At 62.1% G+C, this 13,233-nt stretch carries 20 protein-coding genes; 11 read left to right on the top strand and 9 right to left on the bottom strand.

Going from position 1 to position 13,233, the window contains the following annotated elements; translation table 11 throughout:
- Positions 1-62 precede the first annotated feature (62 nt).
- The 3 genes from NKH89_RS25975 to NKH89_RS25965 all read right to left on the bottom strand — a co-directional run bounded on the left by NKH89_RS25975 (position 63) and on the right by NKH89_RS25965 (position 2,328).
- Positions 63-1,697 carry a tetratricopeptide repeat-containing sulfotransferase family protein gene (locus NKH89_RS25975; protein ID WP_352910515.1) on the bottom strand — a complete coding sequence of 545 codons (1,635 nt, stop codon included), beginning with the start codon at positions 1,695-1,697 and terminating at the stop codon, positions 63-65.
- Between the two features lie 172 nt (positions 1,698-1,869).
- Complete coding sequence (locus NKH89_RS25970) at positions 1,870-2,136, bottom strand: DUF1488 family protein (protein WP_023719171.1); 267 nt, start codon at positions 2,134-2,136, stop codon at positions 1,870-1,872.
- A 9-nt stretch (positions 2,137-2,145) separates the two neighbouring features.
- Positions 2,146-2,328, bottom strand: coding sequence for a hypothetical protein (locus NKH89_RS25965; RefSeq protein WP_023719172.1), 183 nt, complete (start codon positions 2,326-2,328; stop codon positions 2,146-2,148).
- A 334-nt stretch (positions 2,329-2,662) separates the two neighbouring features.
- Between NKH89_RS25965 and NKH89_RS25960 the strand changes: the two genes are divergently transcribed.
- From NKH89_RS25960 to NKH89_RS25945, 4 genes are read left to right on the top strand one after another with little or no spacing between them, the layout of a single operon-like run.
- A complete protein-coding gene (locus tag NKH89_RS25960; RefSeq protein WP_023719173.1) occupies positions 2,663-2,929 on the top strand; it encodes a hypothetical protein in 267 nt (88 codons plus the stop codon).
- Positions 2,926-3,171 carry a hypothetical protein gene (locus NKH89_RS25955; protein ID WP_023719174.1) on the top strand — a complete coding sequence of 82 codons (246 nt, stop codon included), beginning with the start codon at positions 2,926-2,928 and terminating at the stop codon, positions 3,169-3,171. Before NKH89_RS25960 ends, NKH89_RS25955 begins: the two co-directional genes overlap by 4 nt.
- 38 nt (positions 3,172-3,209) lie before the next feature.
- Complete coding sequence (locus tag NKH89_RS25950; RefSeq protein ID WP_023719175.1) at positions 3,210-3,347, top strand: hypothetical protein; 138 nt, start codon at positions 3,210-3,212, stop codon at positions 3,345-3,347.
- 35 nt (positions 3,348-3,382) lie between these two features.
- On the top strand, positions 3,383-3,607 hold the full coding sequence (locus tag NKH89_RS25945) for a hypothetical protein (protein ID WP_254819206.1): 225 nt from the start codon (positions 3,383-3,385) through the stop codon (positions 3,605-3,607).
- A gap of 10 nt (positions 3,608-3,617) precedes the next feature.
- Here the strand turns inward: NKH89_RS25945 and NKH89_RS25940 are convergent, their stop codons facing one another.
- The gene (locus NKH89_RS25940; RefSeq protein ID WP_352910513.1) at positions 3,618-4,013 is read right to left on the bottom strand and encodes a Kazal-type serine protease inhibitor family protein; all 396 of its coding nucleotides are present in this window, start codon (positions 4,011-4,013) and stop codon (positions 3,618-3,620) included.
- A 506-nt stretch (positions 4,014-4,519) separates the two neighbouring features.
- Between NKH89_RS25940 and NKH89_RS25935 the strand changes: the two genes are divergently transcribed.
- The 3 genes from NKH89_RS25935 (at position 4,520) to NKH89_RS25925 (ending at position 5,776) form a co-directional block, all read left to right on the top strand.
- Positions 4,520-4,732 carry a cold-shock protein gene (locus NKH89_RS25935; protein WP_006202520.1) on the top strand — a complete coding sequence of 71 codons (213 nt, stop codon included), beginning with the start codon at positions 4,520-4,522 and terminating at the stop codon, positions 4,730-4,732.
- A 229-nt stretch (positions 4,733-4,961) separates the two neighbouring features.
- On the top strand, positions 4,962-5,174 hold the full coding sequence (locus tag NKH89_RS25930; protein WP_006202521.1) for a cold-shock protein: 213 nt from the start codon (positions 4,962-4,964) through the stop codon (positions 5,172-5,174).
- A gap of 191 nt (positions 5,175-5,365) precedes the next feature.
- A complete protein-coding gene (locus NKH89_RS25925) occupies positions 5,366-5,776 on the top strand; it encodes a BA14K family protein (RefSeq protein ID WP_023719178.1) in 411 nt (136 codons plus the stop codon).
- Positions 5,777-5,856: 80 nt separating this feature from the next.
- On the opposite strand, the gene NKH89_RS25920 is transcribed toward NKH89_RS25925, so the two are convergent.
- The 3 genes from NKH89_RS25920 to NKH89_RS25910 form a co-directional block, all read right to left on the bottom strand.
- Positions 5,857-6,498: an MBL fold metallo-hydrolase gene (locus NKH89_RS25920; RefSeq protein WP_023719179.1), complete on the bottom strand. Its 642-nt coding sequence runs from the start codon at positions 6,496-6,498 to the stop codon at positions 5,857-5,859.
- Positions 6,499-6,679: 181 nt separating this feature from the next.
- A complete protein-coding gene (locus NKH89_RS25915; protein WP_023719180.1) occupies positions 6,680-6,994 on the bottom strand; it encodes a hypothetical protein in 315 nt (104 codons plus the stop codon).
- A 145-nt stretch (positions 6,995-7,139) separates the two neighbouring features.
- Positions 7,140-8,033, bottom strand: a complete 894-nt coding sequence (locus NKH89_RS25910; protein WP_352483089.1) for a branched-chain amino acid aminotransferase — start codon at positions 8,031-8,033, stop codon at positions 7,140-7,142.
- Positions 8,034-8,282: 249 nt separating this feature from the next.
- Between NKH89_RS25910 and NKH89_RS25905 the strand changes: the two genes are divergently transcribed.
- The 4 genes from NKH89_RS25905 (at position 8,283) to NKH89_RS25890 (ending at position 12,210) form a co-directional block, all read left to right on the top strand.
- Positions 8,283-8,810 (top strand): MarR family winged helix-turn-helix transcriptional regulator, encoded by a 528-nt coding sequence (locus tag NKH89_RS25905; protein WP_023719182.1) that lies wholly within the window; start codon positions 8,283-8,285, stop codon positions 8,808-8,810.
- On the top strand, positions 8,797-9,516 hold the full coding sequence (locus NKH89_RS25900) for a response regulator (protein WP_023719183.1): 720 nt from the start codon (positions 8,797-8,799) through the stop codon (positions 9,514-9,516). The genes NKH89_RS25905 and NKH89_RS25900 overlap by 14 nt, the downstream gene beginning before the upstream one ends.
- A gap of 51 nt (positions 9,517-9,567) precedes the next feature.
- Entirely contained in the window at positions 9,568-10,983 is a 1,416-nt protein-coding gene (locus NKH89_RS25895; RefSeq protein WP_023719184.1) for an ATP-binding protein, read from the top strand.
- Positions 10,984-11,187: 204 nt separating this feature from the next.
- Positions 11,188-12,210, top strand: coding sequence for a glycosyltransferase family 4 protein (locus NKH89_RS25890; RefSeq protein ID WP_023719185.1), 1,023 nt, complete (start codon positions 11,188-11,190; stop codon positions 12,208-12,210).
- 11 nt (positions 12,211-12,221) lie between these two features.
- On the opposite strand, the gene NKH89_RS25885 is transcribed toward NKH89_RS25890, so the two are convergent.
- Positions 12,222-12,581: a tRNA-binding protein gene (locus tag NKH89_RS25885; RefSeq protein WP_352483084.1), complete on the bottom strand. Its 360-nt coding sequence runs from the start codon at positions 12,579-12,581 to the stop codon at positions 12,222-12,224.
- Positions 12,582-12,587: 6 nt separating this feature from the next.
- Positions 12,588-13,088, bottom strand: a complete 501-nt coding sequence (locus NKH89_RS25880) for a type III secretion system chaperone family protein (RefSeq protein WP_023678420.1) — start codon at positions 13,086-13,088, stop codon at positions 12,588-12,590.
- Between the last annotated feature and the right edge of the window lie 145 nt (positions 13,089-13,233).

The following is a 13,233-nucleotide window of genomic DNA, read 5'->3' as shown; positions in this document are numbered from 1 at the left end:
GATCTAAAGCGCGTCGCATGAGGCCGATCGAGCGCGACGCGCTTTTAAGGCCCAGCGGCGCTCTAAGCCAGCCTGTCGAGCAGCGGCTTCAGCCGGTCGCCATAGCGCTTCCACAGATCGACCGAGCCCTGATACATCGGCTGCCGCACTTGCGCGGCGGACGCCGTGCGCACCGGCCGGTCGGTCCGGTGAAACGACAGCACGGCGTCATCCCATGGCAGGCCGAGATGGGCGATCAGTGCTCGCGACTGGCCTTCCTGGTCGGCGACGAAATCCTCGTAGCGAACGTCGTGCACGACATCAGGCAGCACGGCGTGCCAGTGCGCCATGATGTCGGTGTAGAGATTGTGGAAATCGGCGAGTTCGCCGAGATCGTAGCCGTAGCGGTGGCTGTCGCCGCGGAAGTGCACCTTGTAGATCGACAGGCAGGTCGCTGCCGCATCGCGCGCGCAATGGATGATCTTGGCCTGCGGCAGCATCATGTGGATGAAACCGACCAACAGGAAATTGCCGGGCATCTTATCGGTGACGTGCCGGAACCCGGGATAGCGGGCGTGCAGCACATCGAGATAGGCCTGGCCGGCCTCGGCATAGGCCTTATCGGACATGTCGGCGATGCCCCAGGGAAAGCCGCCCTTCATGCTGAGCGGAAACTGCTTGCCGACCGCCGTCTTCAATATGCTGAGCTCGCCAGCGCCATAGACTTGCGGGTGGCTGGCGATGATCTGCTCGACCAGCGTGGTACCGGAACGAGGCATGCCGACAATGAAGATCGGCGTGTCGTCGGTAATCCCGCTCGGCCTGTGCTTTTCAAAAAAGGCCTTGTCGAACACCGCCTTCATCGCCTCGAACTCGCCGCGCGTCTTGTCGGCGTCGTAGTCGATGCCCTGGCGGCGGATCGCGTTGCCTTCGGCGAAATAGTCGAAGGCGCGACCATAATCCCTGAGGTCGTCATTGGCCTTGCCGAGGCCGAAGGAAAGCTGCATGCGCGGCAGGCTGCCTTGCGGCGCCCTGGCGTGCTCCGCCTCCATCCGGGCAAGCTCGGCGTCGCGCTCCTTCTGGCGCTTGACCTGGGTGAGCATTAGCCAGGCCCTTGCCATGCCGGGATCCACCGCCAGCGCCTGCCTGAAAAGATCCGCAGCCTCGTCGAGACTGCCCTTTTCCATCAGCCCGACACCCAGGCCATGCAAAAGATCGGCATCCTTCGGCCGGATCGTCAGCGCCTCGCGAAAAACAGCTAATGCCTCATCCAGCCGGCCCGCTTCCTGCAGCGTCTCGGCAAGCCCGACACGGGCGCGGACATGGAACGGGTTGCGGCCGATCGTACCGCGATAAATATCCTCGGCGCCTTCGAATTGGCCGAGCTGCTTCAGCGACGAGCCGAGATTGTCGCGCGCCGCCAGTTGGTCCGGCCTGGTTGCCACCACCTTGCGGAAGAGATCGGCTGCGGCCGCGACCCGGCCGAGGTCGCGCAGCACGGTGCCGAGATTGTTGAGGAAATCCGGATTGTTCGGCTGCAGCCGAACCGACTGTTCGATCAGCGCCAGCCCCTCGGCGCTGCGCCCGGTCTGGTGCAGCAGAAGCCCGAGGAAATGCGCGGCGGCCGAGTGGTTAGCCTTTTGCGCCAGCACCTGACGGTAAAGCGCCTCGGCCTCCTGCCGGCGCCCCGCCTGGTGCAGCTGCAGCGCCTGCTGCACGTACTGGTCAAGCCCCAGGGGCGGCTGCCCGCCTGAGCCGTAACGTGCGCCTGCCGGTTGTCTCGGATTTCTGTTGATGGGAAACCTGCCGTGTTGTCCGCCTGCCGCGATCTAGGCCATCGCTGCGGCGCGTGCAAGAGCAGACGACGGGCACTATGGAGCAAACCCCAAACTAGCGGAAGTCGGCCGGCGTCAGCACATACATGTTCCTGCGGCCATGCGAGTAGGCTTCGCGCGCAATATCGTGGATCGACGAACGCTTGGCGTCGAAGGCGCTGAGAAATTCGGCTTCGGCTCCGCTTGCGGCCGGGTTTGCCGCCGAAAGTGCCGCAACCTCGACGAAGAACGGGACTTCGAACATGCCGTCATGGCCGACGAAACGAATACGCTTGGCCGCCGCGTCGTAGGAACGGCTGGGATTGGGAAAATTGAGTGTCATGGCTGCGCGTCAAATCAGGCGGTTGCTTTCGGCAAGCTGGCGCGCCCGCCGCACCGTGCCATCGGTGTCGGCAAGCCTTCGCCTTGCCGCCTCGTCGCTTCTTATCGTGAGGCGCGGCGACATAACCTTTATCGGCTTTGCGACGGGATTGACTGCAACTGTCGGGACATCCGGTGTTCTTGCGGAATTCATGACTCTCTTCCTTTCATACCTAAATAAATACAAATGCCGGAGGAATTTTTCCGGAAGTTCTTCAAACAATTTTTGAGGTGCACCGGGATCGTATCATCGTTCTGCAAATAACTATAGAAAAGTAATTTTGCGTTGGTAGGGGTAAGAGGCCGGAATCTTCTTGAATAAGCCGCATTTTCGGACTAATGGTATGAAACCGTTTTTGGGTCATGCTTGGGCCCTCGCGGCGTCAGGGTTCTCGGCCCGCCAAACTGATCCAAATCGCCGACACCTGGTACCGCAATGCAGGCTCCGCTTTCGGAGCCAGGCCGGAAAGAAACTTCAAGGCACGAGAATGTCTGCCCGCACCACTCATTCCATCGCGCATTTCGCGGCACCTTTCGTGCTTGGCGGCCTGGATGGCATGCAGCCGGCCGGCGACTATGACATCGACCACGACGAGGAACTGATCGACGGCATGTCGTGGCTTGCCTGGCGCCGCGTCGCCACCTTCATCCATCTGCCGGCAAGGACGGTGAAAAGCCCAACCGGCCGGCTTGTCGCCGTCGACCACGCCGAACTCGAAGCAGCGCTTCGGCACGACCAGGAGAATGCCACATGATCCGCTTCCAGCAGAGTGCGCGGCGCACGGACACGCCCTCGCATATCTTCACCGTCGGCCAGACTGTTCGCATGAAGAGCCGCACCGGCCTTGCCCAAAAGACCGCGGAGCTGTTCCAGATAAAGAGCCGGCTGCCGGTCAAGGACGGCTCGCCGCAATATCGCATTCGCAGCGATCAGGAGACCTATGAGCGGGTCACCACGGAAGACAATCTCGAACCGGTCGACAACCCGGCCAACTGAGCCGAAAGCAATCCGCAACACGTATAAGGGATCAGAAAATGGCCAAGGGTCAACAGCGCAGCAATCGCGAGACACGCAAGCCCAAGAAGGACAAGGTGGCGGCAAAACCGGCCTCGCCCTTCGGCTCGGCGGTCAAGCAGGCGGAGACCGCTGTGAAACCCAAGTCCAAAGGCTAGGGTTCGATCGCACGACAATCTGCCTGGAGGCGTGCTTGAACTTCGTCATCGAGTTCTACCGCTCGCGCGATGCCGACGAAGCGACACTCGATCGAGTGTCGCTGGAGGCACCGAACCTGCGCGCCGCCCTGCAAGGCGCCGCCACGCTGCTTCACACGCTGATGATGCCGCAGATCCCCGATCGCCTGCGCATCTCCAACGAGGACGGCGCCGAGCTCTACGTCGGCCCCGCCGATGGTGCCTATCCGGACGAACAGTGAGGCCGGTGCGCTAGCACGGCCCATCATCGACGACCCGATAATCCGCCGCGCGGGCCTCGCATTGATTGGGGAACGTGCGCAGTTCGCCATGGCGACGGGCACAGACCGGGCGGTATTCGCGGGTACAGAATGTCTGCTCCCCGCCGCCGCCACCGCCACGGCACTCGCCTTCACGGATGATGCGGTATCCGGCCCGTTCGGCAAGGCAGGCATTGGCGAAGGTCTGGCGGTCGCCGCCGCGCCTGGCGCAGACCGGGTCATATTGCCTGGTGCAGAATTGCGGCCCCGGCCGTGGCGGGCGCGGCCCTGGCCCCTCATCGACCACGACGGTGCAGGCCGCAAGAATTGCCGACAGGAACAAGATGGAAAAACCCTGCCGCGAAAAGATTGCCGCAAGAAGCCGCATAAATATTCCCTCCCTCGAAACTCCCGCCCCCGCGTAATCGCGCCTGCATCGGGCCGATCTTCGTCAATCTCGCCATTCTGCTGCGAAATGCAACCCCGTTTGCAGCCTGGCGCATGCAAACCAAGGCGGTATGCCGGCGCAAGTCCAAAACAGCACCGGCCCAGCTTGCTGGACCATGCCTGGGTTGCGTCTGGCCGATGACCGCGCGGAGAACCAGTTCTATCGGTGCGATGCGTCGGGATGCGCCTGTTGGGCCGCCCGCGGCTCTATCTTGCAAGCATCACGTTTCCGTGCGATAAATTTTGTGTTCGGGCATTTGCGACCCGGAGAGCGGAACGTTTTGGACGACCTTTCCCCGATACTGTGAATCTCTGACAGCCCCGTTTTCGGCGGGGGGTTTTACCATGCGCCAATGCATGACTGCCGAAGCAACCACCGGGACTTGCCCACGGCGCCAGGCGGCGGGCGGAACCACCAAGACTGACACGGGTGAAGGAGTTTCCCCAATGGCCCAGACCGGCACCGTTAAATTCTTCAACGCTACCAAAGGCTTCGGCTTCATTACGCCCGATGGCGGCGCCAAGGATGTATTCGTCCACATCTCGGCGATAGAGGCTTCCGGGCTGCGCACGCTCGTCGACGGTCAGAAGGTCACCTTCGATGTCGAGCCCGACCGTATGGGTAAGGGTCCGAAAGCGGTCAATCTCCGCGCCGCCTGAACGGCGGCGTGCCGCGCGTCCTTTCGGGTGTGTGAGGATGCTGCAAGGCTTTTGGTGTGAACTCGAATTTTATAAAGGCGCGGCGGTTTTCGTCGCGCCTTTTGTGTTCCGGGATGCTTGCCGGCACCCGCAAAACTTTCTCTTGCCGATGGCACTAAAATAAAGGACAAATTTCCGTCCGGGCATTTGCCGGCCCGAGACTGGACTTGTGGGATCAAAGGAGCTTCCCATGCCGCAGACCGGCACCGTCAAATTCTTCAATCACGCCAAGGGCTTCGGCTTCATCACGCCGGACGACGGGGCAAAGGATGTCTTCGTCCATATTTCGGCCGTGCAGGCGTCGGGTCTTCCCGGTCTTGAGGATGGGCAGAAAGTGACATTCGACACCGAGCCGGACAAGCGCGGCAAGGGTCCCAAAGCCGTCAACCTGTCGATCGGCTGAACCAGCCCCGGACAGAATGGACGTGGGCCGGTCTGGCCTGCGGTGTTTGCCGCATGTTTGAACCCCAGTTAAATGAACCGCTTGGTCAAATTTCGTTCAGCCCCCGTTCAGCCACGGTCGCATATTAATCTTCGTTAAAGCCGGACCGCATCCCCCCGAAAACGACCCGGGCCGGCACGAAGGAGACCGACATGAACGGAATTTTCAAGACTGCCATCCTGTCCGCCGCGGTCGTTGCGACCACGCTTGCGACCTTGCCTGCGGCCAGTGCCGATGAATGGCGCCATCACCGCCGCCACCACGGCCACGGCGACGCCGTTGCGGCCGGCGTCCTTGGTCTTGCGGCCGGTGCCTTGATCGGCGGTGCCCTCGCCAGCCCGCAGCCCCGCTATTACGACCCGGCCTATGATGATGAATACTACCGGCCTGCCCCGGTGCGCCGCTATTACGTGCAGCCGCGAGTAGCCTATGCCGAAAGCTATGCGGAGCCGTGGACCCGCGGCTGGTACGAATACTGCTCGGACCGCTACCAGAGCTTCAACGCGCGTACCGGCACGTTCACTGGCTATGACGGCGAACAGCATTTTTGCACCGCCAATTAAGACAGTTTTCCTGTCCTGAACAAAAGCGCTGCCCGGTGGGTGGCGCTTTTTGTTTTTCGCGGTTTCAGACCAGGCCGGCTTTAGACCAAATAAGGATTGCTCCGCCGCTCCTCACCAAAACGGCCGCCGGGACCATGGCCACAGATGAAGCCGATGTCGTCGCCCAACGGCAACAGCTTCTCCTTGATCGAGGCGATCAGCGCGGCGTGGTCGCCGCCCGGCAGGTCGGTGCGGCCGACCGAACCGCGGAACAGCACGTCGCCGACATGGGCGAACTTCGCCGCCCGGTTATAGTAGACGATGTGGCCGGGTGCGTGGCCCGGACAATGGAATACCTCAAACACCTGTGAGCCAAACGAAACGGTCTCGCCCTCGGCGAGGAACCGGTCGGGGACACAGTTGCGCACGGGATCGGTGATGCCGTAGCGCTTTGCCTGGTTCTGGAGATTGGCGAGCAGCGGACGGTCGGCGGCATGCGGGCCGATGATCTCGATATCGAGCGCCTCCTTCAGTTCCATGGCCCCGCCGGCATGGTCGATATGGCCATGCGTGATCCAGATCGCGCCGGCAGTGATCGCATTGTCCTTGAGCGCCGCCAGCACCTTGTCGATGTCGCCGCCCGGATCGACGACGACGCCCTGTCTGTCGTCCATGTCGAAGAGGATGGTGCAGTTCTGTTGGAACGGCGTGACCGGCACGATGCCGGCGTTGAGCTGACCCATATTTGTCCTTTCACACTGTCGGAGCTCCGCGCGTCCCCTCGAACGCGTCAGGAAAGCTCTAACCTTGTTGAATCAGGCCCTGATGTAGAGACACACGCGGACGGCGTCCACCGCTCCCGCAAACGGCAAACGAAATGGGCGGCCGAAGCCGCCCATTTGAAAAGCCTGAAACGTCGAAAGCTTATTTCTTCATCGCGTTCATGACCGCACCGATGATGCCGGTCAGGATGGCGCCGCCGCCGGCACCGCCAACGATGTTGGGAATGTTCAACGCGCTGCCGGCCCCTGCCGCCGTGGCGGCTGCTGCCGGATCGACCGCCCCACCGCCCAGCAGGCTGCTGAGGATGGCCGCCCCGCCGACGCCGCCAACAGCGCCGCCCAGGATTTTGGGAAGCTGACCCATCGCCGCCGTCTTGATAGCCGCGCCCACCGCCTGACCACCGATGATACCCGTAATCACCTGAATAATGATCGGAAGAAGCGTGTTCATATCCATATTTCCAATCCCTCCATAGCTGCCAGCCTCCCGGGCCGACGCCATCATGAGACGCCGAATTGGACGAAAGTCAAATGCGCAAACGCTTAAATAAAAGGGGCGGCCCGAAAACCGCCCCTACTTGATAAAAAAGCTGTGACTTTCGTTATTCTGCAGCAATCGCGTGGTTGGGTTGAACGGCTGCAGAATAGTCATTCATCAGCGTCTTGGCGATCTCACCGACCTCGAATCGGTACGGGCCGATCTCCGAAACCGGCGTCACCTCGGCCGCTGTCCCGGTGAGGAAGCACTGCTGGAAGCCTTCAAGCTCTTCCGGCATGATGGCGCGCTCGATCACCTCCAAACCGCGGTCCTTGGCAAGGCCGATGACCGTGCGGCGGGTGATGCCGTCGAGGAAGCAATCGGGCTTGGGCGTATGGATCTTGCCGTCCTTGACGAAGAAGATGTTGGCGCCTGTCGCTTCCGCCACCTGGCCACGCCAGTCGAGCATCATGGCGTCGGCATAGCCCTTGGCCTCGGCGGCATGCTTGGACATGGTGCAGATCATGTAGAGGCCGGCCGCCTTCGATTTCGACGGTGCGGTGCGCGGGTCGGGGCGGCGCCATTCGGCCATGTCGAGGCGGATGCCCTTCAGCTTCTGCGCCGGGTCGAAATAACTCGGCCACTGCCAGATGGCGATGGCGCAGTTGATCCGGCTGTTCTGCGCCGAAACGCCCATTTGTTCGCTGCCGCGCCACGCGATCGGCCGGACATAGGCGTCCTGGAAACCTTGCTTCTTCAACAGCGTGCGGCAGGCGTCGTCGATCATGGCGACCGAGTAGGGTATCTTGAAGCCAAGCAGGCGCGCCGACTCATGCAGGCGTTCGGTGTGGTCGGTCAGCTTGAAAATTTCGCCGCCATAGGCGCGCTCGCCCTCGAATACCGCGCTGGCGTAGTGCAGCCCGTGGGTCAAGACGTGGATCTTGGCGGCGGCCCATTTGACGAATTCGCCGTTCATCCAGATAAAGCCGTCCAGTTGGTCGAAGGGAACGGATGCCATGGTAACCTCCCGCGGGCGGCAGCCCGCACATCATTGTGTCGTTGCGTGTTTCGCCTCGGCCGCCGCGGGCGGCCATTGTCTCAAAGCGTAGGCGGATATTTAAGGTCTGGCAAACTCAGGAAGTTCCGGAAAAAAGGGCTTCGTTTGCCTTTTCGTTCGCAATCCGCCGAAAAGCTTGCCAAAAATTACCATCGCGCGGAAAATACGTCAATAGTGCTGACATAATTTCCTGCTTCACACGGAGAAAAGATGACGAGCCACGCAGCCGCAGAGCCGATCAGGACGGCGATCACCGACGAGGATGGCATCGATTTCGCCATCATCGAGTTGTTCTTCTTCGCCTATCGCGACTTTACCTCCGATCCGGACCAGATCCTGGCCGACTACGGTTTTGGCCGTGCTCATCACCGGGTTCTGCATTTTGTCAATCGCCGGCCCGGCCTGACGGTCGCCGAGCTCCTCGACGTGCTCAAGATCACCAAGCAGAGCCTGGCGCGCGTGCTCAAGCAACTGATCGACACCGACCATATCGTGCAATTGCAGGGCCCTCGCGACCGCCGCCAGCGCGAGCTTTATCCGACGGCCAAGGGCCGTGCGCTGGCGCTGGCACTGGCGCGGCCACAGTCGCGCCGCATCCATGCTGCATTGGAGGATTCCGGAGCCACCGAACGCGCCGTTATCGAACGGTTCCTTGAGGCGATGGTCAATCCGGAACTAAGGGCGCAGATCGACATTGTGCCCGCAAAGATGTCAGGGAAAAGCCATGGAGACCATTGAGAGGGTTGATCATCCGACAGCACCGGAAGACGACGCGCCGCATCTGCTGGTGGTCGACGACGACACCCGAATCCGCAATCTTCTGAAACAGTATCTGACCGAAAACGGTTTTCGCGTCACCGTTGCCGGAAATTCCGGCGAGGCGCGGCGCAAGCTCACCGGCCTCGATTTCGATCTGATCGTGCTCGACGTCATGATGCCGGGTGAAAGCGGCGTCGATCTCACCAAGGCGCTGCGGGCGGAAAAAAACGTACCGATCCTGATGCTCACCGCACTGTCCGAAACCGACAGCCGGATCACCGGGCTCGAGGCCGGCGCCGACGACTATCTGCCAAAACCGTTCGACCCGCGCGAGCTGATCCTGCGCATCAACAATATCTTGCGCCGCGGCGGCCCCGCGACGACGCCCAAGGTCGAACAGCTGGTCTTCGGCCCCTATACCTTCCAGATCGCCAGGCGTGAGCTGAAGCGCGGCGGCGAGGCGCTCAAGCTGACGGACCGCGAGCAGGAAATCCTGGCGATCTTCGCTGCGCGTGCCGGCGAAACGATACCGCGGCATGAGCTTGTCGGCGACGAGTCCGAGGTCGGCGAGCGCACGATCGACGTCCAGATCAACCGGCTGCGCCGCAAGATCGAACGCGATCCGTCCAATCCGGTCTGGCTGCAGACCGTGCGCGGTATTGGGTATCGGCTCAGCGTGGAATAGAATGCCGCCGACAGCGGTCCTTTGCTGGGCCGCCGGTGAGCGAAAAGACGAATGGCGACCACGCAACTCGAACGGCCGGAAGATGGCGGCTTGAGCGCCCGCGCGACGCGGGCGCTGAAGGCCGTGCCGCGCGCTTGGAACCGTTTCTGGCGCCTGGTGTCGCTTTACATGCCGAAGCGGCTCTATGCCCGCTCGCTGATCATCGTCATCGCGCCAATGATCATGCTGCAGTCGGTCGTCGCCTTTGTCTTCATGGAGCGCCATTGGCAGACCGTGACGCAGCGCCTGTCGCAGGCCACGGTGCGCGACATCGCCGCCATCATCGACCTGATAGAGACCTATCCGCACGACGCCGACTACGCCAACGTCATCCGCATCGCCCAGGATCGCATGCAGTTGAAGGTCGACCTCCTGCCGCCAGACCCACTGCCGCCACCCGGGCCAAAGCCGTTCTTCTCGATCCTCGACGAGATCCTTTCGTCCGAGATCACCCGCCAGATCAACCGTCCGTTCTGGATCGATACGGTCGGCAATTCAAATATCGTCGAGGTCCGCGTCCAGCTCGAGAACAAGGTGCTGCGGGTCTTCGTGCGCCGCAGCCAGGCCTATGCATCGAACACCCATATTTTCCTGATCTGGATGGTCGGCACCTCACTGGTGCTGCTGATGATCGCCATTCCCTTCCTGCGCAACCAGATCCGGCCGATTCTGACGCTGGCCGAGGCGGCCGAGAGCTTCGGCAAAGGCCGGCCGATGCCTCGCGATTTTCGCCCGCGCGGCGCCGAGGAAGTCCGCCGCGCCGGCTTTGCCTTCATCCAGATGCGCGAACGCATCGAACGCCAGCTCGAGCAGCGCACCGCCATGCTGAGCGGCGTCAGCCACGATCTGAGGACCATCCTCACCCGCTTCAAGCTGCAATTGGCGCTGGCCGGGACCAAGGCGGCCGACACCCAGGCACTCGACCAGGATATCGACGACATGCAGTCGATGCTGGAAGGCTACCTTGCCTTTGCACGCGGCGAAGCATCGGAAGACGCCGGCCGGTTCGACCTCGAAGCCTTCTTCGACAAGCTTCGCGAGGAAGCCGCGCTGCGCAAGCGCAAGCTGTCGACCGTGCTTGCCGGCGATCCGCATGTCCATGTGCGCCCCAATGCCTTTGCCCGGCTGCTGTCCAACGTCGTCGGCAATGCATTCCGCTATGCCAAGACGGTGGAGATCAATGCCAATCATGGACGCGGTTCGCTGCTCGTCACTATCGACGATGACGGTCCGGGCATTCCGCCCGAAAAGCGGGAGGATGTATTCAAGCCTTTCGTGCGGTTGGACGAGGCCCGCAACCTCGACGCCAGCGGCACCGGCCTTGGCCTTTCCATCGCACGCGACATTGCCCGCAGCCATGGCGGCGACATCGTCCTCGAACGCAGCCCGCTCGGCGGCCTGCGGGCGGTGATCAAGGTTCCGGCTTGACGGGAGCGAGGCCGGCCTTCATCCGCCCGTCATGAAACCATGGTGAAGAGCGCCAATGAAGCGCGCGATCCTGATTGATTCGGCCCTGCGGCCTCATTTCGACCCCGCGCCTGCCCGGGTGCGCTGGTGCGAGGCCAGAGCGGCGGCGTGGTCGCCGTTCAGGCATCGCGGCAAAGCAATCAAGCTCTCCGCCAAGGGACCGCCATGCGCATCCTGATGGTCACCGATGCCTGGCGCCCGCAAGTCAACGGCGTCGTCCACACGCTGGAGCGCCTCTCGGAGACTTTGAAATCCTTCGATGTCGAGACGGACTTCCTGACGCCGAACATCTTTCGCACCCTGCCTCTGCCGACCTATCCCGACATCAGGCTGGCGCTGACGACGCCGCACCGCGTGGCGCAGCTGATCGAGGCACGCAAGGCGGATCACATCCATATCGTCACCGAAGGACCGCTCGGCATTATGGCGCGGCGCTACTGCCGCAACGCCGGCCGTCCGTTCACGACCAGCTATCACACACGTTTTCCGGAATATCTGAGCGCGCGTCTGCCGGTGCCAGAAGCATGGGCCTATCGCTGGCTGCGCGATTTCCATAATTCGGGACAGGGCACGCTGGTCGCCACCCAGTCGCTTGCCGACGATCTTGCGGCACGCGGCTTCACCAAGCTTCGGCCATGGACGCGTGGCGTCGATACCGATCATTTTCGGCCGGATAAAAGAAAGGACCTGGGGCTTCCGGGACCGATCTTCCTCTGCGTCGGCCGCGTCGCGATCGAGAAGAACCTGCCGGCTTTCCTCGACCTGGACCTGCCCGGCAGCAAGGTGGTTGTCGGCGAAGGGCCGGAATTGGCGAAGCTGAAGGCCAGATATCCCGATACCCATTTTCTCGGCCATCGCCCGAACGACGAACTGGCCGAGATCTACGCCTCGGCCGACGTCTTCGTCTTCCCCAGCCGCACCGACACATTCGGCAACGTCATTATCGAGTCGTTGGCCAGCGGCACGCCTGTCGCAGCCTATCCCGTCACCGGGCCGATCGATATTGTGGGCGACGGCATAGGCGGCGCAGTCTCGCAAGAGCTGAGGCAAGCAGCGCTCGCCGCGCTTCTCGTCGACCGCACCGAGGCGCGGCAACGTGCTATGCGCTACAGCTGGAAGGCCTGTGCAGAAATGTTCATGGAAACGGTCGAAGGAGCACTGGGTACCACGCGAAAACTGGCCGCCTGAGCAAACCGCAGTTAGAATAACCTGCCGCCGTCCGGCACCTTGTGCTCGATCGCGCCGAGGACGACGGCGCCCTCTTCATCGGGAAAACCGAGCGTCAGCACTTCCGACATGAATGGCCCGATTTGACGCGGCGGGAAATTGACCACCGCGAACACCTGCCGGCCGATCAGGCTTTCAGGTGTATAGTATTTCGTGATCTGGGCCGAGGATTTCTTCACCCCGATCACGGGACCGAAATCGATTTTCAACTTGATCGCCGGCTTGCGCGCCTCGGGAAAAGGCTCGGCCTCGACGATCGTGCCGGCGCGGATGTCGACGCGGTCGAAATCGGCGAAGCTGATCTCGGTTTTTCTCGCGTTGCTCGAACCCATCGACGGTCAGGCGTTTCCGTAGGTTTCGAACAGCACGCCGGCCAGCGCGTCCTTGGCCGAAGTCCCCGACCAGACGACGAACTGGAAGGCCTGAAAATAGCATTCGCAGGCTTCCAGCGCCGACGACAGCAGCACCTCGACCTGCTGGCTCGACGGCTCAACCCCACCGGCCAGCAGCAGCGACTGGCGGAACATGATGGCGCCTTCCTGCTCCCAGAGGTCGAAATGCCCAAACAGCATCTGTTCGTTGATCAGCGAAAGCAGCCGCATCACCTCGAGCGCGCGCGCCTCAGGCACCTTGATGTCGAAAGCGCAGGCCAGGTGCAGCGCCTCGTAGTCCTCCATCCAGGAGAATGAAACGTGGTAGTCGGTCCAGCTTCCGGCGACCGAGATCGAGATCTCGTCATCGCCGGCCCGCTCGAAGGACCAATCGTTGTTGTGCGCCACCTGCTCGATAACATCCACCGGATGGATTTCGCGGGAGAATTCGAGTTCGAGAAGTTCCATGAAATGCTTCCTGTCGTTCTGGGAGCGCCACCACACGCTCCGCGGGAGAGGCACACTCGAACAATTCTGCCTAGAACTCGGACGGCCAGGACTTCGTCAACGCAAAGACCCCGGACCGGACCCCACCGCCCGGCGCATGACCCTG

The organism is Mesorhizobium sp. M0923, from assembly GCF_040319365.1.
Classification (GTDB): Bacteria; Pseudomonadota; Alphaproteobacteria; order Rhizobiales; family Rhizobiaceae; genus Mesorhizobium.
The sequence above is the reverse complement of the archived record's forward strand: the minus strand, read 5'-3'. Positions and strand labels throughout refer to the sequence as shown.

Excerpts from the sequence above, each read along its gene's own strand:
- NKH89_RS25970 (WP_023719171.1), bottom strand. The coding sequence starts at position 2,136 with ATGACACTCAATTTTCCCAATCCCAGCCGTTCCTACGACGCGGCGGCC.
- NKH89_RS25965 (WP_023719172.1), bottom strand. The coding sequence starts at position 2,328 with ATGAATTCCGCAAGAACACCGGATGTCCCGACAGTTGCAGTCAATCCC.
- NKH89_RS25960 (WP_023719173.1), top strand. The coding sequence starts at position 2,663 with ATGTCTGCCCGCACCACTCATTCCATCGCGCATTTCGCGGCACCTTTC.
- NKH89_RS25955 (WP_023719174.1), top strand. The coding sequence starts at position 2,926 with ATGATCCGCTTCCAGCAGAGTGCGCGGCGCACGGACACGCCCTCGCAT.
- NKH89_RS25950 (WP_023719175.1), top strand. The coding sequence starts at position 3,210 with ATGGCCAAGGGTCAACAGCGCAGCAATCGCGAGACACGCAAGCCCAAG.
- NKH89_RS25940 (WP_352910513.1), bottom strand. The coding sequence starts at position 4,013 with ATGCGGCTTCTTGCGGCAATCTTTTCGCGGCAGGGTTTTTCCATCTTG.
- NKH89_RS25935 (WP_006202520.1), top strand. The coding sequence starts at position 4,520 with ATGGCCCAGACCGGCACCGTTAAATTCTTCAACGCTACCAAAGGCTTC.
- NKH89_RS25930 (WP_006202521.1), top strand. The coding sequence starts at position 4,962 with ATGCCGCAGACCGGCACCGTCAAATTCTTCAATCACGCCAAGGGCTTC.
- NKH89_RS25925 (WP_023719178.1), top strand. The coding sequence starts at position 5,366 with ATGAACGGAATTTTCAAGACTGCCATCCTGTCCGCCGCGGTCGTTGCG.
- NKH89_RS25920 (WP_023719179.1), bottom strand. The coding sequence starts at position 6,498 with ATGGGTCAGCTCAACGCCGGCATCGTGCCGGTCACGCCGTTCCAACAG.
- NKH89_RS25915 (WP_023719180.1), bottom strand. The coding sequence starts at position 6,994 with ATGGATATGAACACGCTTCTTCCGATCATTATTCAGGTGATTACGGGT.
- NKH89_RS25910 (WP_352483089.1), bottom strand. The coding sequence starts at position 8,033 with ATGGCATCCGTTCCCTTCGACCAACTGGACGGCTTTATCTGGATGAAC.
- NKH89_RS25905 (WP_023719182.1), top strand. The coding sequence starts at position 8,283 with ATGACGAGCCACGCAGCCGCAGAGCCGATCAGGACGGCGATCACCGAC.
- NKH89_RS25900 (WP_023719183.1), top strand. The coding sequence starts at position 8,797 with ATGGAGACCATTGAGAGGGTTGATCATCCGACAGCACCGGAAGACGAC.
- NKH89_RS25895 (WP_023719184.1), top strand. The coding sequence starts at position 9,568 with ATGGCGACCACGCAACTCGAACGGCCGGAAGATGGCGGCTTGAGCGCC.
- NKH89_RS25890 (WP_023719185.1), top strand. The coding sequence starts at position 11,188 with ATGCGCATCCTGATGGTCACCGATGCCTGGCGCCCGCAAGTCAACGGC.
- NKH89_RS25885 (WP_352483084.1), bottom strand. The coding sequence starts at position 12,581 with ATGGGTTCGAGCAACGCGAGAAAAACCGAGATCAGCTTCGCCGATTTC.
- NKH89_RS25880 (WP_023678420.1), bottom strand. The coding sequence starts at position 13,088 with ATGGAACTTCTCGAACTCGAATTCTCCCGCGAAATCCATCCGGTGGAT.